The sequence below is a fragment of the Geodermatophilaceae bacterium NBWT11 genome, from assembly GCA_014218215.1.
In the GTDB taxonomy this organism is placed as follows: domain Bacteria; phylum Actinomycetota; class Actinomycetes; order Mycobacteriales; family Geodermatophilaceae; genus Klenkia.
Map to the genome: position 1 here is coordinate 3214634 of CP043652.1, position 21429 is coordinate 3236062.

The window sequence follows — 21429 nt, forward strand, 5'->3', positions numbered from 1 at the left end:
GATGGCGCGACGCGGGTGGGTCTCGGTCACCGACCCGGCCGGGGACCGCTGGCGGCTGGCGGTCTTCGACGACGGCTGGGTCGAGCTGCCCGGGTTCGGTCCCGCCCCCTCCGACGGACACATCGTGCAGCGCACCCTGCTCCTGCTGCTGGGCTCCCTGGGCGTCCTGGTGCTGCTGTCCCAGCTCGCCGGGCGGCTGGACTCCGACAGCAGCGAGACGTCGCTGGTGCTGTCGGCGGCAGCGCTGGCCGCGGTGCTGGTGTCGGTGCTGCTCTTCGCCCGGCTCCGGGCCCGGGACCGGTCCGCGCGCGCCCCGCACCACCGGGTCACCCGTCGGCGCGTGCCGGTGCTGCGGCCGGTCGGCAGCTCCGCCGAGTACGTCGCCCGGGTGTCCCCGGGGGTGCGGGTGGGCGCCGACGACGTCCGGGCCGTGGACTGCCGGACGCCGGCCACCCCCGCCGACCCGGTGGTGGTGTCGGTGCTGCTGCAGGACGGCTCGGTGCGCACGTACCGCACGCCCGACCGGGGCGCCGTCGAGCTGTTCGCGCCCTGGACCCGGTGATCCGCTCGGCTCAGGCGACGATGGTCACCGGGGTGCCCAGCGGCAGCCCGATCTCGTCGACGAGCTGGGTGACGACCTCGTTGGTCACCCGGATGCAGCCGTCGCTGACGTCGGTGCCGACGGTCTCGGGGGCGTTGGTGCCGTGGATGCCGATGACGCCCTCGCCGCCGGAGTAGCTGGTGAAGACGTCGGAGAAGCCGGACAGCCCGTAGGCGTAGGGCCCGTACCCGCCGGCCGGGTTCGGGGGCTGGAGGAGCTCCTTCAGGTAGTACGTGCCGCCGGGGGTGGGGGCGTCACCGGTGCCCACGCCGATCGGGGTGTCCAGCAGGGTGAGCTCGCCGCGGTAGACCAGCATCCGGTGGTCGGACAGGCGGACCTCGATGCTGAAGTCGTGCTCGCTGAGCGAGGCGTCCTGGGCGCGGATCCAGCCGGTGGACCCGTTCGGGCGCACCGGGAGCTGCACCTGAAGCCAGTCGTCCTGCTGCTCGGTGACCACGAAGGTGAGCTGGCCGGACAGCTCGTCGGCCGCGTCCAGCGTGCGGCTGGGGTCGGCATCGGCGTCGGGTGCGTCGTACACGTCGACCTGGTCGGTGGTCGCCGAGGCGACGGTGGTCGGGAAGACCGGACCGGCGAGAGCCTCCGTCGTCGGGGCCGCCTCCGGCGAGCTCGACGACGGGCTGGTGGTGGCCGGTGCCTCCGCGGTCGTCCTGTCCCCTCCGCCGGGCAGGACGACTGCGAGGACCACGGCCAGCACGAGGACGAGCACCACGCCCAGGGCCGCCAGCCGGCGACGGGGGGTGCCCAGCAGGGACTGGAGTCGGTTCACCGGGGTGACGATAGGGGTGGGGCGGGTGTTCACCCGGCAGCGCGGAAACTCCGGTGTCGGGTGAACGCAGTACCGATTCCCTGCGTAAGTGCCGATAGGTTCCTGCGAGCACGCTGTGAACGCCATCGCCCCGATGCAGAGACGAGACGAGCTCCATGCGCCGTACCACCCCTGTCCTGAGCACCGCCGCAGTCGTCTGCGGCCTGCTCCTCATCGCGCCCCTGCCGGCCAACGCCGCCGAGACCACCGCGAACACCCTGGCCGAACTGCGGACGCAGATCGCGACCGCCAACACGAACGACCCGGCCGAGGTGGACGTCATCGACCTCGTCGACGCGACCTACGTCCTGGACGGGGCAGCCGGGAACGCCGACGTCGCATCCGGTGACCTCGACATCACCGGCGACCTGACCGTGAACGGCAACGGCGCCCTCCTGGACGCGGCCACGATCGACCGGTTCTTCGACGTCGCCAGCGGGACGCTGACCCTCGTCGACGTCACGATCGTCAACGGCGTCGCCCCCGGCACCGAGAACGGTGGAGCGGTGCGGGTCGCTGCCGGAGCGTCGCTCGTCGTCAGCGGTGGGGCGATGAACGACAGCACCGCGGTGAACCCGGACGCGCCGGCCGCCACGGCCGGCAGCGGTGGCGCGATCGCCACCGCCGGTGCCACGACGGTCACCGGTGCCTCCTTCGAGGGCAACCGCGTCTCGCGCGCCGGTGGCGCCATCGAGGTCCTCGCCGGCGGCTCGGCCACGGTGTCGGACTCGGACTTCACCGACAACGCGACGGCTGCCGCGCCGGGCAACGGTGGCGCGCTGCACATCACGGGTGCCGCGGCCGCGACCGTCACCGGTGGCACGTTCAGCGCCAACGCCGCTGCCGAGGGCGGTGCGTTGTGGAACTCCGCGGGGGGCACGCTCACCGTCACCGACGCGACGATCCAGGGCAACACCGCCAACGGTGCAGCCGCCGACCAGGGTGGCGGTGGCGTCTTCACCGAGGGCGGTGCCGTCACGATCACCGGCGGCATCATCGAGGGCAACGACGCCACCGGGACCCTGGGGTCCGGCGGTGGCATCCAGAACGTCAACGGCACCGTGACCGTCACCGGCACGGAGATCACCGAGAACACCGCGGTCCGCGCCGGCGGTGGCGTCGAGGCCGGTCCGCTGCTCGCCCCGGGCACCGCAGCGGCCACGACCACGACGCTGACCGACGTGCTGCTCGGCGGCAACACCGTCTCCGGCCCGCCCGGCAACGGCGGTGGCCTGCACATCACCGGCGCCGGCACCGTCGACGTCGTCGACTCGACGGTCGTGGACAACACCGCGGTCGAGGGCGGTGGCCTCTGGAACTCGGCCGCCGGCGTCCTGACCGTCTCCGGCACCACGATCTCGAACAACACGGCGACCGGTGCCGCGGCCGACCAGGGTGGCGGTGGCGTCTTCACCGAGGGCGGCGACGTCCTGATCGACACCAGCGACATCAGCGGCAACGACGCGACCGGCGCGCTCGGTTCCGGCGGCGGCATCCTGAACCTCAACGCCGCGGCGGCCGAGGACGGCAGCACCGTGGGCGTCGTCGTCATCGACTCCGCCATCAACGGCAACACCGCGGTGCGCGCCGGCGGTGGCATCGAGGCCGGTCCGCTCGTCGGGGCGGTCGAGCCGACCAGCACGGTCCTCACCGGGGTCGCGCTGACCGGGAACACCGCCACCGGCGTCGGGGCTCCCGGCAACGGCGGTGGGTTCCACCTGACCGGTGAGGGCACCGTCCTCGTCGACACCACCCTGGTGGCCGACAACACCGCCGTCGAGGGCGGTGGGCTCTGGAACTCCGGGGCGGGCTCCATGGCCGTCACCGACTCGACCATCGCGAGCAACACCGCGACCGGTACCGACGGTGGTGGCGGTCTCTACCAGGACGGCGCCGGCACCATCACCCCGGAGAGCGGCCTGGTCGCGATCAACGTGACCATCACCGACAACACCGCGGACGCAGGGGCCGGTGGCGCCGTGCTCAACGCCGGCACGGCGGTCGTGGGCCTGCTGCACGCCACGGTGACGGGCAACGGGTCGGGCATCGCGGGTGCGGTCGAGATCGGCAACACGGTCCTGACCGACAACGGCGGCGCCGACGCGGACGCCGGCGTCACGTCGGTGGGCGGCAACGTCCTCGACGACGCGCTCCCGTTCTCCACGAACACCCTGCCCGGGGCCACCGACACCACGGGTGTCTCCGACCCCCAGCTCGGTGAGCTCGCCGACAACGGCGGCCCGACCCCGACCCTGCTGCCGGCCACCGGCAGCCCGGTCATCGACGCCGGGCTCCCCGTGCTCGGCGACGACATGGAGGAGATGGGCGGCACGCTCATCGACACCGACCAGCGCGGCGTGACCCGTCCCCTGGACGGCAACGGCGACGGTCGGGCCGACGTCGACGCCGGTTCGGTCGAGGCGCCGGCGATCGCCGTCACTCCGGCTCCCGGTGGCGGCGGCGTCACCCCGCCGGCCCGCCCGGTGCCGGCGCAGCCGAACTACACCGGCTGACCGACCCACCCACCAGTGGCGCCGTGACCCTCGGGTCACGGCGCCACTGCCGTCTCCGGGGCACGATGCTGCGGTGGGCAGACGGGGCTGGGTCGCAGCCGAGGACGCAGCGGGGGACTGGTGGCGGCTGTCGGTGTTCGACGACGGCTGGGTGGAGCTGCCGGGCTTCGCCCGCGGGCTCTCCGACACCCGGTCCCAGCTCCGGCAGCTGCTGTTCCTCCTCGCCGCCTTCACCGGCCTGTTCGTGCTGGGCGGGCTGCTGGAGGACACCGCCCCCGCCCTCGCCACGGGGCTGCGGGTCGCCGCGCTGGTGGTGCTGGTGGGATCCACCGTCCAGATCGCCCGGTTCCGGGCCCGGGACCGCCGCCAACTGCACGGGGACCTGGACCAGGCGGCCGCCGCCCGCGGGGCCGGACGGCAGGTGCGGGCTCGAGCGGGCGCGCGGCTGTGGCGGGTGGCCGGCTCCTCGCAGGAGATGGCCGACGCGCTCGAGGGCGTCCGCCGGGTGGGCAGCGAGCAGGTCAGCACCGTCGAGGTCACCGCTCCCGACCGGCCCAGCGAGTCGGACCCGGTGGTCGTCGTCGTCCGGCTGCACGACGGGGAGCAGCTCACCTACCGGACCCCCGACCGGGTGGCCGCGGACCTCTTCGCCCCCTGGACCCCCTGAGCCTCAGCTGGTCGGCGGCCGGCTCAGGTCGTAGAGGGTCACCCCGTCGACGACGGTGGACGCGTAGTGCGCCTCCACCCAGGTCTGCACGTGGTGCGCCTCGTCCGAACCGCTGGAGCTGGCCATCCCCACCCCGCCGGCGATGAACCAGTGCACCTCCCCGTCGGCCACGTCCTGCTGGAACTCGGTCAGCGTCGGCGCCGGGTCGCTGCCGTTGAAGCCGCCGAGGGCCATCACCGGGTGCCCGCTGGCCAGCTGGAACCCGGCCGCGCTGTTGGAGCCGATCGTGGCGGCGACCCAGGTGTAGGACGAGGCGTTGCGGCGGAGCAGCTCTGTGACCGCCGCGCTGGGGGTGCCGGCGTCGAGCAGGTTGCCGATGCCCGAGCCCGCGCGCGGCACGCTGGACGTGGTGACCGGGTGTCCCGCCGTCCCCCCGCTGGTGTGCGGGACCCGCGGGACGAACGCGACGTGCCCGCCGTGCAGGAAGCCGCCGGACGCGGTCGGACCGGCGCTCGGGATGGCGCCGGTGTGCGGGGTGACCGCGGTCTGTGCGGCGTAGGCGGCCGGGCCGCCCAGCCCGGCCAGCAGCGCGGTCGCGACGACGCCGACCAGCAGGGACCGGCGGCGCAGGTGCGCGAGGAGCAGCCCCAGCCCCGCGACCACTCCGGCGACCAGCACCACCCAGCGCAACCAGGGCAGGAAGAGCGGTGTGCGGGACAGCAGCACCCACGACCAGGCGGCGGTCGTCACGGTGGTCACGGCCAGCACCACCCGCGGCCCCAGCGCGCTGCGCCGCTCCCACAGCAGACCGCCGCCGATGCCGACGAGCACCGCGACGGCCGGGGCCAGCGCGACGGTGTAGTAGGCGTGGAAGATGCCGGCCATCAGGCTGAACACCGCGCCGGTGACCAGCAGCCAGCCGCCCCAGGTCAGCAGCGCGGCCCGGGTGCGGTCGGTGCGCGGCGCCCGGCCGACGGCGACCAGCCCGCCGACCACCAGCAGCAGCGCGGCGGGGAGCAGCCAGGCGACCTGCCCGCCGATGTCGACGCCGAACAGCCGCCCGACGCCGGTGGAGCCCCACCCTGCGGCGCCGCCGACGCTGCCGGTCTCGTCGCCGGTCAGCCGGCCCAGGCCGTTGTAGCCCCAGACCAGCTCCCACACCGAGTTGGTCTGCGACCCGCCGATGTAGGGCCGCCAGTCGGTGGGCACGAGTTCGACCACCGCGACCCACCAGCCGGCCGCGGCCACCAGGGCGACCCCGGCGAGCAGGAGGTGGCCGATGCGGGCACGCAGCGTGGTGCGGGCAGCGACGAGGTAGACCAGCGCGAACCCGGGGACCACGAGCAGTGCCTGCAGCATCTTGGCCAGGAACGCGAACCCGATCAGCACCCCGACCGCGACCAGCCAGCGCCGGCTCGCCGTCTCGGTGGCCCGCACCAGCGCGTACCCGGCGGTCGTCAGCAGCAGGACCAGCAGCGCGTCCGGGTTGTCGAACCGGAACATCAGCGCGGCGACCGGCGTGGTCGCCAGGACCGCACCAGCCAGAAGCCCGGCCCCGGGCCCCACCACGCGGCGCACGGCGAGGTACACCACCCCGACCGTCGCCACGCCCATCAACGCCTGGGGCACCAGCACCGACCACGAGCTCAGCCCGAACAGCCGGACCGACGCCCCCATCACCCACAGCGATGCCGGCGGCTTGTCCACGGTGATCGCGTTGGCGGCGTCGGAGGAGCCGTAGAAGAAGGCCTCCCAGCTCTGCGACCCGGCCTGGGCGGCGGCGGCGTAGAACGCGTTGGCCCAGCCGGAGGCGCTGAGGTCCCACAGGTACAGCAGTCCGGTCGCCGACAGCAGCGCGACCAGCGAGGGGCGCACCCACCGGGGGTCGGCCGCGGCCGCCTCCGGCTGCTGCGGGGAGGCGGCCGGGTCGAGGGCGACCGGCGGGTCCAGGACGGCACTCACCGGGCGAGGGAGGGCAGGGCGATCGGCGTGGGGACGACGACGGTCCGCCGCACGGCCGACCCGGAGCGGAACACCCACGCCCGCATCAGCACGAACCGCAGCAGCGTGGCCAGCCCGTTCGCGGTCACCAGCAGGCCGACCTCGGCCAGCCGGGAGGCGTGCGGGTCCCAGGCGTGCAGCCCGGCGAGCACCCCGCTGGTCAGGGCGAGTCCCAGCGCGAACACGGCCAGCCCCTGCAGCTGGGCTCGTCCTGCGCCGTCCCGACCCCGGACGCCGAACGTCAGCCGCCGGTTGGCCGCGGTGTTGGCGACCGCGGTGACCAGCAGTGCGACCAGGTTCGCCGGCTGGGCCTCGACGACCCCGCGGAGCAGCAGGAACAGCGCCAGGTACGCGGCGGTGGACAGGGCCCCGATGGCGGCGAAGCGGACCAGCTGGCCGACCAGGCCGGGTGGGACGCCGTCCACGGCGGGTTCCACCAGCGGGCCGCGGCCGATCTGGGCCCGCAGGTCGGCGACCGGCAGCCGACCACGGGCCAGTGCCCGGGACATCCGGACGATCCCGGCCAGGTCCGCCCGGGCGGTGGCCACGATGTGCACGCTGCTGTCGGGGTCGTCCACCCAGTCGACCGGCACCTCGGCGATCCGCAGCCCGCTGCGCTCGGCGAGGACCAGCAGCTCGGTGTCGAAGAACCAGCCGGTGTCCTCGACCAGGGGCAGCAGCCGCCGGGCGACGTCGGCGCGCACGGCCTTGAACCCGCACTGCGCGTCGGACACGTGCGTGGCCAGCGTCCCGCGCAGCAGCAGGTTGTAGCTGCGCGAGATCAGCTCCCGCTTCGCGCCCCGGACCACCCGGGCCGAGCCGGCCAGCCGGGTGCCGATCGCCAGGTCGGAGTGCCCGCTGATCAGGGGCGCGACCAACGGCAGCAGCGCGGCGAGGTCGGTGGAGAGGTCGACGTCCATGTAGACCAGCACCGCGGCGTCGCTGGCCAGCCAGGCCTCCCGCAGCGCCCGGCCCCGGCCGGGGTCGCTCTCGACACGGACGACGACCCCGGGCAGCTCGGCGGCGACCCGGCGGGCGACGGCCAGGGTGCCGTCGGTGCTGGCGTTCTCGGCCACCGTGATCCGGGACGGCCAGGGCAGCCGGGCCAGGTGCGCGTGCAGCCGGCGCAGGCACGGCTCGAGGCCGTCCTCCTCGTCGTGCACCGGGACGACGACGTCGAGCACCGGGGTCGGCGGGACCTGGTCGGTGGCCCCGTCGGCGGGGTCGGGGCGGGCCTCGGCCGGGGCCGTCAGCGTGGACATGGGGGCACTGTCGGTCCGGTTGCTGGTCGTCGACCGCGATGTCGCTGCACGCCGGCTGTGGAATCCCCGGACCCGGTCACCGCCTTGCACCGGACATGAGAGCAGCCGGAGTGACCGAGTTCGGAGGGCCCGAGGCCCTGCACGTCATCGACGTCCCGGAGGTGCACGCCGGCCCCGGGGAGGTGCGGCTCGCCGTCCGCGCGGCCGCCGTCAACCCCACCGACACGTACGCCCGCAACGGCACGTACGCCCAGCGCAAGGGCGCCCCGCAGGAGATGCCGTGGATCCCGGGCATGGACGTCGCCGGGGTGGTCGACGAGATCGGCCCGGACACCGACACCCCGCTCGCCGTGGGCGACGCGGTGATGGCGATCGTCGTCCCCGAGGGTGCGCACGGCGGGTACCGCGAGCAGATCGCGCTGCCGGCGGACTCCGTCGTCCCGGTGCCGGCCGGGGTCGACTTCCCGGCCGCCGCGTCGCTGCCGATGAACGGCCTCACCGCGCGCCTGGCCCTGGACAGGATGGCGCTGCAGCCGGGCCAGGTGCTCGCGGTGACCGGAGCGGCCGGCTCGTTTGGTGGCTACGTCGTGCAGCTGGCCGTCGCCGACGGGCTGACCGTCGTCGCCGACGCCAGCGAGGCCGACACCGAGCTGGTCCGCTCCCTCGGGGCGCAGGTCGTGCTGCCTCGCGGCGAGGGCTTCGCCGCCGAGGTGCGCGAGCAGTACCCCGACGGCGTCGACGGGCTGGCCGACGGCTCGGTGCAGGGTGCACAGGTGCTGCCGGCGGTCGCGGACGGCGGCGTGGTCTCCACCGTGCGCGGCTACCGCGGTGAGGACGCCGAGGAGCACCTGGGCCGGGGCATCCGGATGGAGCCGGTCATGGTGCGTGACTACGGGCAGAACCGGGCCGCCCTGGACCGGCTGCGCGAGCAGGCCGAGTCCGGTGCGGTCACCCTGCGGGTGGCCGACGTGGTGCCCGCCGCCGAGGCCGCCTCCGCGCACGCCCGGCTCGAGGCCGGCGGGGTGCGCGGCCGGCTGGTGCTCGACTTCAGCTGACCCCTCGTCGTCGCGCCGCGTGTGCGGTCGGACGCGCTGCGTCCCCGCGCCGCGGCGTGGCGCACCGGTCAGGATGTGCACGGCGTGCACCGACCCCACCGTTGAGGGACCGACGACGTCGGGGCCCTGCCCCCGTCCCGATGTCCGAGGCACTTGACCCGCCGGTCGCGGTTCACCCGTTCGAGTGGTGACCCATCGTGAGTTGTCCACAGATGCCCTGGTCAGGCTCCCGTAGCGCCTTCTGGACCCGTACGGTCCCGGCAGTCCCACCGTCTCGTCGACTGGTCTCCCGGGGGTGCCGTGCCGACCGTCTCCAGCGCGCTCGACGTCGTCGACGGCGAGGTCCGGGAGCTGATCCGGCGGCGCGGGCTGGATCCCTTCACCGACCCCGCGCCCATCCGGGTGCTGGTCCGCGATGTCGTCGCCGACTACTCCGAACGTTCGATGTCCTCGGCGCTGCCGCCGATCGTGGACGCCGAGACCGTGGTGCGCGACGTGCTGGACCGGGTGGCCGGCTTCGGCCCGCTGCAACGGTGGCTCGACGACCCCGAGGTCGAGGAGATCTGGGTCAACGAACCGGGCCGGGTCTTCATCGCCCGCCGCGGCCGCAGCGAGCTGACCACCACCATCCTGGGCGCGGGACAGCTGGCCGACCTGGTCGAGCGGATGCTGCGCACGTCGGGCCGACGGATCGACATGTCCACGCCCTTCGTCGACGCCACGCTGCCCGACGGTTCGCGGCTGCACGTGGTCATCCCCGACATCACCCGCCGGCACATGGCGGTCAACATCCGGAAGTTCGTGCTGCAGGCGCACTCCCTCGATGAGCTGGTGGCGCTGGGCACCCTGCCGGCGCAGGTCGCCCGCTTCCTGGAGGCCTCGGTCGCGGCGGGGCTGAACATCCTGGTCAGCGGTGGGACGCAGGCGGGCAAGACCACCTTGTTGAACTGCCTGTGTGCCGCGATCCCGGCCCGGGAGCGGGTGATCACCGCGGAAGAGGTCTTCGAGCTGCGGGTGCCGCTGCCCGACGTGGTGGCCATGCAGACCCGGCAGGCCAACCTCGAGGGCGCCGGGGAGATCCCGCTGCGCCGCCTGGTGAAGGAGGCGCTGCGGATGCGGCCCTCCCGGCTCGTCGTGGGCGAGGTGCGCCAGGAGGAGTGCCTGGACCTGCTGATCGCCCTCAACAGCGGGCTCCCCGGCATGTGCACGTTGCACGCGAACAGCGCCCGCGAGGCCGTGGTCAAGATGTGCACGCTCCCGCTGCTCGCGGGGGAGAACATCGGGCACGCCTTCGTGGTGCCGACGGTGGCCAGCAGCGTCGACCTGGTCGTGCACGTGGGCAACGACCCCTCCGGGCAGCGCCGGGTGCGGGAGGTCGTGGCACTGCCCGGCCGCACCGAGGGCACCGTCGTGGAGACCGCCGACGTGTTCACCACCCGGGACGGTCGGCTGGTCCGCGCCGACGGGCACCCGCCGCACCCCGAGCGCTACGCCGCCCTCGGCCTGGACCTGCCCGCCCTGCTCGGGGACCGCCGGTGAGCGTGTCCGGTGCACTGCTCGGGCTCGGCCTGGGCGTGGGCCTGCTGCTGGTCTGGCGCAGCGGACCGCGGGCACCGCAGAAGCGGACCGGCCCCCGGCGTCCCGGACGCCGGCAGCAGCTGCTGTCCGCCGCCGGGCTCACCGGCATCAACCCCGCCCAGCTGGTGGCCCTCCAGGTCGCGCTCGGGCTGGCCGTCGCGGTCCTGGTGCTGGTCACGACCAGCACCGTGACGATCAGCCTGGTCTTCGGCGGGTTCGGGGCGGCGACGCCGCACCTGCTGGTGAAGCGGTTGGCGGTCAAGCGCCGCGCGGACCTGCGTGAGGTCTGGCCCGAGGTGGTGGACAACCTGGCGTCCGCCGTCCGGGCCGGCCTGAGCCTGCCCGAGGCCCTCGGTGCGCTCGCCGTCCGCGGCCCCGAGGCGCTGCGCGCCCCGTTCGGCCGGTTCGCCGCCGACCACCGGGCCACCGGCCGGTTCGCCGACTCCCTCGACCGGCTGAAGGCCGACCTGGCCGACCCGGTCGGTGACCGGATCGTCGAGACGCTGCGGGTGGCGCGCGAGGTCGGGGGCAGCGACCTGGGCCGGGTGCTGCGCACCCTGGCCGGCTTCCTCCGCGAGGACGCCCGGGCCCGCGCCGAGCTGGAGACCCGGCAGGGCTGGGTCGTGCAGGCGGCCCGGCTCGCTGTCGGTGCCCCCTGGGTCGTGCTCCTGCTGCTCGCCACCCAACAGCAGACCCTCGCCGCCTACGACAGCCCGGTCGGGACGGCGATCCTCGTGGCAGGCGGGGTGGTCTGCGTGGCCGCCTACCGGCTCATGCTGCGGATCGGTCGACTGCCCCAGGACCTGCGGGTGCTCCAGTGAGCGCCGGTCTGACCGGTGTGCTGCTGGGTCTCACGGCGGCCACCGGGCTGGTCCTGTTGCTGGCCTACGCACCGCCGGCCCGCCCGGTCCGGCTGGTCGACCGGCTCGCCCCGTACGTGCAGGACACCCCGCCGCCCTCCCGGCTGCTGGGCACCGCCACCCAGCCCGGACTCCTCTCCGCGGCCCGGCGGGTCTTCGGGCCCGCGCTGGGCGACGGCGCCCGGTTCGTCGACCGGCTGCTCGGTGGCCGCGTGGCGGTCCGCCGGCGGCTGGACGCCCTGGCCGCCGAGAGCACCGTCGAGGACTTCCGGGTGGAGCAGGTGGTGTGGGGCGGTCTGGGCCTGCTCGGCGGTGCCGTGCTGACCGCGGTCGGGTCGGTGCTCGCCGGCAGCGTGAACGTGCTGTCGGCGGTGCTGCTCTGCGTCGCGGGCCTGGTGGGTGGGGTGCTGGGCCGGGACTGGTGGCTGACCCAGCAGGTCGGCAGGCGCGAGGAGCTGTTGCTCGCCGAGTTCCCCGTGGTCGCCGAGCTGCTCGCGCTGGCCGTGACCGCGGGGGAGAGCCCCACCGCCGCCATCGCCCGGGTCACCCGTCTCTCCGGGGGCGAGCTGGCCCGTGAGCTCGGCGGCGCCCTGGGCCGGGCCCGCGCCGGCGTGCCGCTGGTCGAGGCCCTCCAGCAGGTGGCCGACCGGACGTCGTTGGACGCCCTGGCCCGCTTCGTCGACGGCGTCATCGTGGCCGTCGAGCGCGGCACGCCGCTGGCCGAGGTGCTCCGGGCCCAGGCCGCCGACGTCCGCGAGGCCGGCAAGCGCCGACTGCTGGAGGCGGGTGGGGCCAAGGAGATCCAGATGATGGTCCCGGTCGTCTTCCTCGTCCTGCCCGTCACCGTCCTGTTCGCCCTGTTCCCGGGGCTGATCAGCATCGTCACCCTCGCCCAGTGAGGGCGTCCGTGGAACCCGAGGAGAGCACCGCATGCCCGTCCTGACCGTCCTGCTCGCCGCGCTGGTCACCCGCCTGCGCGGCGGGGACCCCGAGCGGGGCGACGTGCCCGGCTGGGTGATGATCACCGTGATGACCGCCGCCCTGGTGCTGGCGATCCTCGTCCCGTTCCGCGAGGCCATCGTCACCGCGGTGCAGAACGCGCTGTCCTCGGTCACCAGCGGCGGTGGCTGAGCGGGAGGACCGCGAGCGCGGCAGCGCCGTCGTCGACTTCGTGTTCGTCTCGGTGCTGGTCGTCGTCCTGCTGCTGGCGGTGCTGCAGGTCGCGGTCTACGTGCACGTCCGCAACGTGGTCACCGCCAGCGCCCAGGAGGGTGCCCGGTACGCGGCGAACGCCGACGTGCCGGCCGCCGGCGGGGCCGACCGCACCCTGGAGGTCGTCGCCGCGGCCACCAGCGCCCAGACCGCAGCCGGGCTGCGGTGCACCAGCGTCCCGGAGACCGACGGCACCGGGCTGACCCTGGTCGTCGTCCGCTGCTCCGGTCAGGTGCCCACGCTGCTGGCCGCCCTGGGGGAGCTGCTGCCGCTGCAGGTCACCGGGCGGGCCGTGGAGGAGGGCGCGTGAGGCGCGACGACGACGAACGCGGCTCGGCGATCGTCGAGTTCGTCTTCATCGCCCTGGTCGTGTTCGTGCCACTGGTCTACCTGGTCGCCGGGTTCAGCGCCGTCCAGCGCGGGGTCTTCGCCGCCGACGCCGCCGCCCGGGAGGCCGGCCGCGCGATCGGCACCGCGCCCGACCCGGTGACCGGCGCCGCCCGGGCCGAGGCGGCGGTGGCCCTCGCCGTGGAGGACCAGTCGGTGGACGCCACCGACGTCCGGATCGCCTACCTGCCGGCCGGGGTGGAGTGCACCGCCACCAACGGCGGCTACCAGCCGGCGCTGGTGCCGGGGGAGGAGTTCAGCGTCTGCGTCACCGTGACCGTCCGGGTGCCCCTGCTCCCGGAGTTCATCGACGCCAACACCGCCACCGGCCAGTTCGTGGTCGAACGGGACCGTTACGTCGACCCGTGAGGCTGGTGGGACGGGTGGGGTGACGGGTCGGTGACTCGTCCGGGCGACACACCGACGGGGCATGCGTGAGCGGACGGTGACAGAGCGAGAGCGGGCTGCGCTTCCCTACGCTGGCCGCCGTGTCGTCACCTGCCGTCCCGCTCGTGGACGGCCCCCGCGCAGGTGGACACCGCGCGCGGGAGACCCCCGCGGCACCCCCGCCGATCGGCGCCGTCCTGGATGCCCTGCCCGCACCGGCGGTGCTGCTGCACCCCGACGGCACGATCCTGCAGGTCAACGCGGCGTGGACCGACCAGCTGCAGCACCGGCCCGGGCTCCCGGTCACCGTCGGCGACGACTACGGCGAGGCCGTGCTGGCCGTCCGGGACGACGGCGACGTCCGCAGGCTGCTGGCTGCGCTCGGCGAGCTCTCCGCCCACGGCGGCGACCCGGTGTCCGTCGACTGCGCGCTGGCCCCCGGGCAGACCGGGCGCTGGGTGCACGTGCAGGCCGCCCGGGTCGACGCCGCCGGGCTCCTCGTGGTCACCCACACCGACATCACCGCCCGGGTCGAGGCCGTCCGGGCCACCGCCCGCCGCGACCGGGTCGACCACCTCACCGACCTGCCCAACCGCCGGCACCTGCAGGAGCTGATCGACGCCGAGCTCGCCGGTGACGCCGACCGGCCGGTCGCCGTGCTGTTCCTCGACGTCGACGGGTTCAAGGCGGTCAACGACAGCCTCGGCCACGACGCCGGCGACCAGCTGATCCGCGACGTCGCGCTGCGGCTGGCCGAGCACACCCGCGAGGAGGACACCGTGGGCCGGCTGGGGGGAGACGAGTTCGTCGTCCTCGGCCGGGGCTGCACCGAGTCCGACGCCGCCGCCCTCGCGCTGCGCTGCCAGGACGCCTTCACCGAGCCCTTCCGGGTGGCCGGGTCCGTCGTCCCGCTGACCGTCAGCGTGGGCATCGCCGTGGCCACCGCCCGCCAGGTCGACCGGGCCACCGACCTCGTCCGCGACGCCGACCTCGCCGTCTACGCGGCCAAGGCCGCCGGCCGCAACACCGTGCGGCTGTTCTCCCCGGACCTGCGGGTCGCCGCCGAACGCCGGCTCCGGGTGGCCTCCGAGCTGCACGACGCCATCGCGGCCGGGCAGCTCGTCGTGCACTACCAACCGCTGATGCACCTGCGCACCCGCGCGGTCACCGGCGTCGAGGCGCTGGTCCGCTGGCAGCACCCCGAGCGCGGGCTGCTGCCGCCGGGGGAGTTCATCCCCGACGCCGAGGCCTCCGGGCTGGTCGGTGAGCTCACCCGCTGGGTGCTGGGCACCGTGGCCCGCGACGCCGCGGCCTGGGACGCGATGGGCCTGCCGCTGACCGCGGCGGTGAACATCAGCGCCACCCACATCGGGGCCGGCACGCTGGTCGCCGACGTCACCGCGGCGCTGGTCGAGTCGGGCCTGCGGCCCGAGCGGCTGGTGCTCGAGCTGACCGAGACCAGCGTCGCCGAGGACCCCGAGCGGGCCGCCGAGCAGTTCGCCGAGCTGCGGGTGTCCGGCATCGAGGTGTCCATCGACGACTTCGGCAGCGGCTTCTCCTGCCTGGGCCAGATCGTGTCCATGCCCGCCGGCATCCTCAAGATCGACCGCAGCCTGGTGGCCGGGGTGGCCGGTGCCGGCCACCGGCGGGCCAGCCAGTCCGCGGCCGCGGTGGAGACGGTGGTCAGCCTGGCCCGGGCGTGCGGCATGCGCAGCGTCGCCGAGGGTGTGGAGACCGAGGAGCAGCTGGCCACGGTCACCGCGCTGGGCTGCACCTACGGCCAGGGCTTCTTCATCGCCCGCCCCATGCCCGCCGCGGACCTGCCCCGCTGGCTCGGCTCCCGCAGCCGGCGTCGGGCCGTCGTCCCCGGCTGAACCGTCGCGGACCGTCCTGCGCTGTCCAGGGTGGTGGGCGACCACTACCGTGGTCAGACGTGGCCGCTGACTTCTCCTCCCGCCTGGACGACCTGAACGGGACGCTGCGGTCGATCGAGACCGTGCTCAAGCTCGACGACCTGCGCGACGAGATCCGTGACCTCGAACAGCAGTCCGCCGCCCCGGACCTCTGGGACGACGTCGAGACCGCCCAGAAGCTCACCTCGCGGCTGTCCTACCTGCAGGGCGACCTGCGCCGGGTCGAGGACCTCCGCAGCCGGATCGACGACGTCGGCGTGCTGTGGGAGATGGCGGCCGAGGAGGACGACGAGGCCACCCGCGCCGAGGCCGAGCGCGAGATGGAGGGCCTGCACAAGTCCATCGAGGAGCTCGAGGTCCGCACCCTGCTGTCCGGGGAGTACGACGCCCGCGAGGCCCTGGTGACCATCCGCTCGGAGGCCGGGGGCGTGGACGCCGCGGACTTCGCCGAGATGCTGCTGCGCATGTACCTGCGCTGGGCCGAGCGCAAGGGCTACCCGACCGAGGTCTACGACACCTCCTACGCCGAGGAGGCCGGCATCAAGTCGGCCACCTTCGCGGTCAAGCAGCCCTACGCCTACGGCACGCTCTCGGTCGAGCAGGGCACGCACCGCCTGGTGCGCATCTCGCCCTTCGACAACCAGGGACGACGACAGACCTCCTTCGCCGGTGTCGAGGTGCTCCCCGTCGTCGAGCAGACCGACCACGTGGACATCCCCGACAACGAGATCCGGGTCGACGTCTTCCGCTCCAGCGGCCCCGGTGGCCAGTCGGTCAACACCACCGACTCCGCCGTCCGGATGACCCACATCCCCACCGGCATCGTGGTGTCCTGCCAGAACGAGAAGTCCCAGATCCAGAACCGGGCCGCGGCGCTCCGGGTGCTGCAGGCGCGGCTGCTCGTCGTCCGCCAGCGGGAGCAGAAGGCCGAGATGGACGCCCTGAAGGGCGAGGGCAGCAGCTGGGGCAACCAGATGCGCTCCTACGTGCTGCACCCGTACCAGATGGTGAAGGACCTGCGCACCGAGACCGAGTCGGGCAACCCGTCCAACGTGCTCGACGGCGACCTCGACCCGTTCATCGAGGCCGGCATCCGCTGGCGCAAGGAGCAGGAGGACGCGCCCGCCGTCTGAGCGGCGGTCCACCCCGGCGAGCCGACCAGGATGCCCAGGTCCGACGGGTACGGTCAGTCCCCGTGATCGAATTGCAACACGTCACCAAGCTGTACCCGACGAGCAGTCGGCCGGCTCTGGACGACGTCTCCATGGAGATCGACAAGGGCGAGTTCGTCTTCCTCATCGGCGCCTCGGGGTCGGGCAAGTCGACCTTCCTGCGGCTGCTGCTCAAGGAGGACGACCCGACGACCGGCACCGTCACGGTCAACGACAAGAACCTGGGCACGATGAGCAAGTGGCAGGTGCCCAAGCTGCGCCGGACCATGGGCTGCGTCTTCCAGGACTTCCGGCTGCTGAAGAACCGCACCGTCGCCGAGAACGTGGCCTTCGCCCTCGAGGTGATCAACAAGCCGCAGAAGACGATCAAGCGCGTCGTCCCCGAGGTGCTGGAGATGGTCGGCCTGGAGGGCAAGGCCGAGCGGCTGCCCACCGAGCTCTCCGGTGGTGAGCAGCAGCGCGTGGCCATCGCCCGCGCGTTCGTGAACCGCCCGCTGGTGCTGCTCGCCGACGAGCCCACCGGCAACCTCGACCCCGAGACCAGCCAGGGGATCATGCTGCTGCTGGAGCGGATCAACCGCACCGGCACCACCGTGGTGATGGCCACGCACGACTACCACATCGTCGACTCCATGCGCCGTCGCGTCATCGAGCTCAACGAGGGCGTCGTCAGCCGCGACCAGTCGCGCGGCGTCTACGGCGTCGGTCGCTGACCGCCTCCCCGCACAGGAACTCCTGAGGAACACATGCGCGTCAACTTCGTCCTCTCCGAGGTGGCCACCGGGCTGCGTCGGAACCTGACCATGACGGTCGCCATGATCCTGACGACCGGCATCTCGCTGGCGCTCATGGGGACCGGCCTGGTCATCGCCAACATGATCAGCGACATGCGCGCCATCTACTACGACAAGGTCCAGGTCTCGATCTTCCTGGCCGACGACGTGACCGAGGAGCAGCGCCAGTCGATCTCGGAGGAGCTGTCCGCCTCACCGGAGGTCGCGAACTTCATCTACGAGTCCAAGGCCGAGGCCTACGAGCGGTTCACCGAGCAGTTCAGCCAGCAGCCGGCCCTGGTCGAGAACACCGACCCGAACGCCCTGCCGGAGAGCTTCCGGGTCGAGCTGGTCAACCCCGAGCGCTACGAGGTCATCGCCGCGGAGTTCCCCGACGGCCAGAACGGCGTGGACCAGGTGCGCGACGAGGGCGACTTCCTCGACCGGCTGTTCAGCCTGCTCAACGGGGCCCGCAACGCCACCATCGCGGTGGCCGTCGTCCAGGCCCTGGCCGCGTTGCTGCTGATCTCCAACACGATCCAGCTCGCGGCCTTCAACCGGCGCAACGAGACCAACATCATGAGACTCGTCGGCGCCTCCCGCTGGTACACCCAGCTGCCGTTCATCCTCGAGGCCGCGCTCGCCGGCCTCCTCGGTGGCCTGCTGGCAACCGTCGGGCTGGTGCTCACCAAGGTGCTGTTCATCGACCGGACGCTGGCCGGGCCGATCCGGGCGGGCATCATCCCGCCGGTCGACTGGGGCGTCATCGCCACGATCAGCCCGGTGATCACCGGCGCCGGCATGCTGCTGGCCGCGATCGCCGCCTACGTGACGCTGCGGTTGTACGTGCGTCTGTAGTGCCGTCCGAGGGGCCGGTGCCGCGTCCGCCGCGATTCCGGGTGGCGCGGCGCCGGTAACCTGGGGGGCATGCCGCGTGAACAGGGGCGGAAGTTCATCGCCCAGAACAAGAAGGCGCGGCACGACTACTCGATCCTCGACACCTACGAGGTGGGCCTGGTGCTCACCGGCACCGAGGTCAAGAGCCTGCGCATGGGTCGTGCCTCGTTGGTGGACGGCTTCGCCATGGTCGAGGACGGCGAGGTGTGGCTGCACCACGTGCACATCCCGGAGTACACCGAGGGCACCTGGACCAACCACACCCCGCGCCGCAAGCGGAAGATCCTCATGCACCGCTCGGAGATCGAGAAGCTGATCGGCAAGACCAAGGAGGGCGGGCTGACGCTCGTCCCGCTGGACATGTACTTCAAGGACGGCAAGGCCAAGGCCACGCTCGCCCTGGCCAAGGGCAAGAAGACCTACGACAAGCGCCAGGACCTCGCCGAGCGGGACAGCCGCCGGGAGATGGAGCGCGCGTTCGGGCAGTACGTGAAGCGGGGGGGCCGGAAGTGAGGGGCATCGCGTACGACGCCTTCGGCGGTGTCGAGGTGCTGCAGCTCCGCGAGGACCTGCCCACCCCGCCGGTCGGACCCGACGTCGTGCTGGTCCGGGTGCACGCGGCAGGGGTCAACCCGGTCGACGTCGGCATCCGCTCCGGCGGGCTGGCCGAGCTGTTCCCGCACCACTTCCCGATCGTGCCGGGCTGGGACGTCTCCGGCGTCGTCGAGCAGGTCGGGCCGGCGGTCACGTCGTTCACCGTCGGCGACGAGGTGTTCGGCTACGTGCGTCGGGACGACGTCGGCCTGGGCACCTGCGCCGAGCTGGTCGCCGCCCCGCAGCGGTGCCTGGCGCACAAGCCGCCGTCGCTGTCCTTCGCCGAGGCCGGGGCACTGCCGCTGGCCGGGCTGACCGCCTACCAGGCGCTCACCGAGACCCTCGACGTGGGCGAGGGCGACCGGGTGCTGGTGCACCGGGCCTCGGGCGGGGTCGGCTTCAACGCCGTCCAGATCGCCGTCGCGCTGGGGGCGCACGTCATCGGCACGGCGTCGGCGAAGAACCACGGGTTCCTCCGCGAGGCCGGCTGTGCCGAGGTCTACGACTACGCCGATGGCCCGCTGAGCGAGCAGCTGTCCGAGCCGGTGGACGCCGTCCTGGACCTGGTCGGCGGACCCACCCTGGCCGACGCGCCCGACCAGGTGCGCGACCCGGCCCGGATCGCCTCGGTCGTCGACCCGGCGGTGAACGACCTGGGCGGTCGGTACGTGTTCGTCCGGCCCGAGGCCCACGACCTCGAGGAACTGGCCCGGCTGGTCGAGGACGGCCAGCTGCGGGTGCCGATCGCCAAGGCGTTCCCGCTGGAGCGCACCGCCGAGGCGCACGAGCTGGTCGCCGCCGGACACGTGCGCGGCAAGGTCGTCGTCACGCTGCGATGACCGTCCCGCCCCCGGTCGACGACGCCGACGTCCCCCGGTTCTGGGGCGAGCTGGGGCTGCCCGGGCTGGTCGACGTGCACGTGCACTTCATGCCCGAGCGGGTGCAGGCGGCGGTGTGGGCGTACTTCGCCGACGCCGAGAGCCACTACGGCGCGCCCTGGCCGATCAGCTACGAGGGGCCCGTCGAGCAGCGGCTGGACCGGCTGGCCGCGCTCGGCGTCCGGGCGTTCTCCGCACTGAACTACCCGCACAAGCCGGGCATGGCCGCCGGGCTCAACGACTGGTCGGCCGCGTTCGCCGCCGCCCACCCGCAGGTGCTCCAGTCGGCCACGTTCTTCCCCGAGCCCGAGGCCGCGCACTACGTGCCCGAGGCGATCGAGGCCGGGGCTCGGGTGTTCAAGGTGCACGTGCAGGTCGGCTCGTTCGACCCGCGGCACGAGCTGCTCGACCCGGTCTGGACCCGGCTGGAGGAGTCCGGCACCCCGGTGGTCATCCACTGCGGGTCCGGCCCGCTGGCCGGGGAGCACACCGGGCCCGCGCCGATGGCGGGTCTGCTGGAGCGGCACCCGGACCTGCAGCTGGTGATCGCCCACCTCGGCATGCCCGAGTACGCCGAGTTCCTGACGCTGGCCGAGCGGTACGCCGGCGTGCGGCTGGACACCACGATGTTCGCCACCGACTTCACCGAGCGGCTGATGCCCTTCGACCGGGCGCTGCTGCCCCGCCTGGCGGCCCTGGGCCACAAGGTGCTGCTCGGCAGCGACTTCCCGACGATCCCCTACCCGTACGCCCACCAGCTCGCCGCGCTGCACGGGCTCGGGCTCGGCGAGGACTGGCTGCGGCGGGTGCTGTGGCAGAACGGGGCCGACCTGTTCGGCCTGCCCCGCTAGCCTCGGCACCCGTGATCTTCCCCGCCGGCCTCACCGACCGACCGCTCACCGCTGCGGACCTGCCCGCGGTCGCCGCGCTGTACGCCGCGGCCGAGGCGGTCGACGACACCGGTGAGCACCACGACGCCGACGACCTCGCCGAGTACTGGTTCGCGCCGTTCATCGACGTCGCCGCCGACACCCGGGTGGTGCTCGACGGCGACGAGCTGGTCGCCGTCGGTGTCGCGGTCGCGCCGCCCACCTTCCGGGACGCCTACGGCGTGCACCTGGACGGCCGGGTGCACCCGGCGCGCCGCGGCGAGGGGATCGGCCGGGCCCTGCTGGGCTGGCAGCTCGAGCGGGGGACGGCGATCCACGCCGAACGGCACCCCGAGGCACCGGCCCGGCTGACCGTGCTGGCCCAGGCCTCGATCACCGGCCAGGAGGGCCTGCTCCGGCACGCGGGCCTCGAACCGGTGCGCTGGTTCCAGCAGATGTCCCGGCCACTGGCCGACGTGCCCCCCGCGCGCACCGTCGAGGGCGTGGACCTCGTCGCCTTCGACTGGTCCCGCGACGAGCAGGCCAGGCACGCGCACAACGCCGCGTTCACCGAGCACTACGGCTCCAGCGAGCGGGACCGGACCTCGTGGGAGTCGATGTTCACCGGGCAGCGGTCGTTCCGGCCCGACCTGTCGGTGCTCGCCCTGGACCACGACGAGGTCGTCGGCTACGTGCTGGCCTACGTCCACGAGGCGGACACCGCGGCGACCGGGGTCACCGACGCCTACTACGGGCAGATCGGCGTCGTCCCCACTGCCCGGGGCCGCGGCCTGGCCAAGCCGGTGATCATCGCCGCGCTCCGGGCCGCCGCAGCGGCCGGTTGCGACACCGCGAGCCTGGAGGTGGACAGCGACAACGTCACCCAGGCGCTGGGGCTGTACGAGTCGATCGGCTTCACCACCCGGCGCACCCAGGTCTCCTGGTCGACGCACCTCGCCCCGCGCACCTGATCGGACCGCTCGC

The 21429-nt window shown here is 73.7% G+C and carries 21 protein-coding genes; 18 read left to right on the forward strand and 3 right to left on the reverse strand.

Annotation, left to right across the window (positions count from 1 at the left end; all coding sequences use genetic code 11):
- Position 1 precedes the first annotated feature (1 nt).
- On the forward strand, positions 2–562 hold the full coding sequence (locus F1C76_15540; protein ID QNG37806.1) for a hypothetical protein: 561 nt from the start codon (positions 2–4) through the stop codon (positions 560–562).
- 10 nt (positions 563–572) lie between these two features.
- Here F1C76_15540 and F1C76_15545 read toward each other — a convergent pair whose 3' ends face one another.
- A complete protein-coding gene (locus F1C76_15545) occupies positions 573–1514 on the reverse strand; it encodes a L,D-transpeptidase (GenBank protein QNG37807.1) in 942 nt (313 codons plus the stop codon).
- A 29-nt stretch (positions 1515–1543) separates the two neighbouring features.
- On the opposite strand from F1C76_15545, the gene F1C76_15550 reads away from it, so the two are divergent.
- The gene (locus F1C76_15550) at positions 1544–3940 is read left to right on the forward strand and encodes a hypothetical protein (GenBank protein ID QNG37808.1); all 2397 of its coding nucleotides are present in this window, start codon (positions 1544–1546) and stop codon (positions 3938–3940) included.
- A gap of 73 nt (positions 3941–4013) precedes the next feature.
- The gene (locus F1C76_15555; GenBank protein QNG37809.1) at positions 4014–4607 is read left to right on the forward strand and encodes a hypothetical protein; all 594 of its coding nucleotides are present in this window, start codon (positions 4014–4016) and stop codon (positions 4605–4607) included.
- A gap of 3 nt (positions 4608–4610) precedes the next feature.
- Here the strand turns inward: F1C76_15555 and F1C76_15560 are convergent, their stop codons facing one another.
- Both F1C76_15560 and F1C76_15565 read right to left on the reverse strand, forming a co-directional pair.
- The gene (locus F1C76_15560) at positions 4611–6569 is read right to left on the reverse strand and encodes a glycosyltransferase family 39 protein (GenBank protein ID QNG37810.1); all 1959 of its coding nucleotides are present in this window, start codon (positions 6567–6569) and stop codon (positions 4611–4613) included.
- A complete protein-coding gene (locus tag F1C76_15565; GenBank protein QNG37811.1) occupies positions 6566–7870 on the reverse strand; it encodes a glycosyltransferase in 1305 nt (434 codons plus the stop codon). The genes F1C76_15560 and F1C76_15565 overlap by 4 nt, the downstream gene beginning before the upstream one ends.
- 95 nt (positions 7871–7965) lie before the next feature.
- On the opposite strand from F1C76_15565, the gene F1C76_15570 reads away from it, so the two are divergent.
- The 15 genes from F1C76_15570 (at position 7966) to F1C76_15640 (ending at position 21416) form a co-directional block, all read left to right on the forward strand.
- Entirely contained in the window at positions 7966–8925 is a 960-nt protein-coding gene (locus tag F1C76_15570) for an NADP-dependent oxidoreductase (GenBank protein ID QNG37812.1), read from the forward strand.
- 300 nt (positions 8926–9225) lie between these two features.
- Positions 9226–10464 carry a CpaF family protein gene (locus F1C76_15575; protein ID QNG37813.1) on the forward strand — a complete coding sequence of 413 codons (1239 nt, stop codon included), beginning with the start codon at positions 9226–9228 and terminating at the stop codon, positions 10462–10464.
- A gap of 2 nt (positions 10465–10466) precedes the next feature.
- Complete coding sequence (locus F1C76_15580) at positions 10467–11324, forward strand: type II secretion system protein F (protein QNG39291.1); 858 nt, start codon at positions 10467–10469, stop codon at positions 11322–11324.
- Positions 11321–12262, forward strand: a complete 942-nt coding sequence (locus tag F1C76_15585; GenBank protein QNG37814.1) for a pilus assembly protein TadB — start codon at positions 11321–11323, stop codon at positions 12260–12262. Before F1C76_15580 ends, F1C76_15585 begins: the two co-directional genes overlap by 4 nt.
- Positions 12263–12293: 31 nt before the next feature.
- Positions 12294–12494 carry a hypothetical protein gene (locus F1C76_15590; protein QNG37815.1) on the forward strand — a complete coding sequence of 67 codons (201 nt, stop codon included), beginning with the start codon at positions 12294–12296 and terminating at the stop codon, positions 12492–12494.
- Positions 12487–12885 (forward strand): pilus assembly protein, encoded by a 399-nt coding sequence (locus F1C76_15595; GenBank protein QNG37816.1) that lies wholly within the window; start codon positions 12487–12489, stop codon positions 12883–12885. The genes F1C76_15590 and F1C76_15595 overlap by 8 nt, the downstream gene beginning before the upstream one ends.
- Entirely contained in the window at positions 12882–13331 is a 450-nt protein-coding gene (locus F1C76_15600) for a hypothetical protein (GenBank protein ID QNG37817.1), read from the forward strand. Before F1C76_15595 ends, F1C76_15600 begins: the two co-directional genes overlap by 4 nt.
- A 143-nt stretch (positions 13332–13474) precedes the next feature.
- Positions 13475–15223 carry an EAL domain-containing protein gene (locus F1C76_15605; protein QNG39292.1) on the forward strand — a complete coding sequence of 583 codons (1749 nt, stop codon included), beginning with the start codon at positions 13475–13477 and terminating at the stop codon, positions 15221–15223.
- A 59-nt stretch (positions 15224–15282) separates the two neighbouring features.
- Positions 15283–16395, forward strand: a complete 1113-nt coding sequence (gene prfB / locus F1C76_15610; protein ID QNG37818.1) for a peptide chain release factor 2 — start codon at positions 15283–15285, stop codon at positions 16393–16395.
- Positions 16396–16457: 62 nt separating this feature from the next.
- Complete coding sequence (gene ftsE / locus F1C76_15615) at positions 16458–17147, forward strand: cell division ATP-binding protein FtsE (GenBank protein QNG37819.1); 690 nt, start codon at positions 16458–16460, stop codon at positions 17145–17147.
- Between the two features lie 33 nt (positions 17148–17180).
- On the forward strand, positions 17181–18065 hold the full coding sequence (locus tag F1C76_15620; GenBank protein QNG37820.1) for an ABC transporter permease: 885 nt from the start codon (positions 17181–17183) through the stop codon (positions 18063–18065).
- 69 nt (positions 18066–18134) lie between these two features.
- Positions 18135–18617 carry an SsrA-binding protein SmpB gene (smpB, locus tag F1C76_15625; protein QNG37821.1) on the forward strand — a complete coding sequence of 161 codons (483 nt, stop codon included), beginning with the start codon at positions 18135–18137 and terminating at the stop codon, positions 18615–18617.
- On the forward strand, positions 18614–19537 hold the full coding sequence (locus F1C76_15630; GenBank protein ID QNG37822.1) for an NADP-dependent oxidoreductase: 924 nt from the start codon (positions 18614–18616) through the stop codon (positions 19535–19537). Before smpB ends, F1C76_15630 begins: the two co-directional genes overlap by 4 nt.
- Positions 19534–20427 (forward strand): amidohydrolase, encoded by an 894-nt coding sequence (locus F1C76_15635; GenBank protein QNG37823.1) that lies wholly within the window; start codon positions 19534–19536, stop codon positions 20425–20427. The genes F1C76_15630 and F1C76_15635 overlap by 4 nt, the downstream gene beginning before the upstream one ends.
- A gap of 11 nt (positions 20428–20438) precedes the next feature.
- On the forward strand, positions 20439–21416 hold the full coding sequence (locus F1C76_15640) for a GNAT family N-acetyltransferase (GenBank protein QNG37824.1): 978 nt from the start codon (positions 20439–20441) through the stop codon (positions 21414–21416).
- Positions 21417–21429 lie beyond the last annotated feature (13 nt).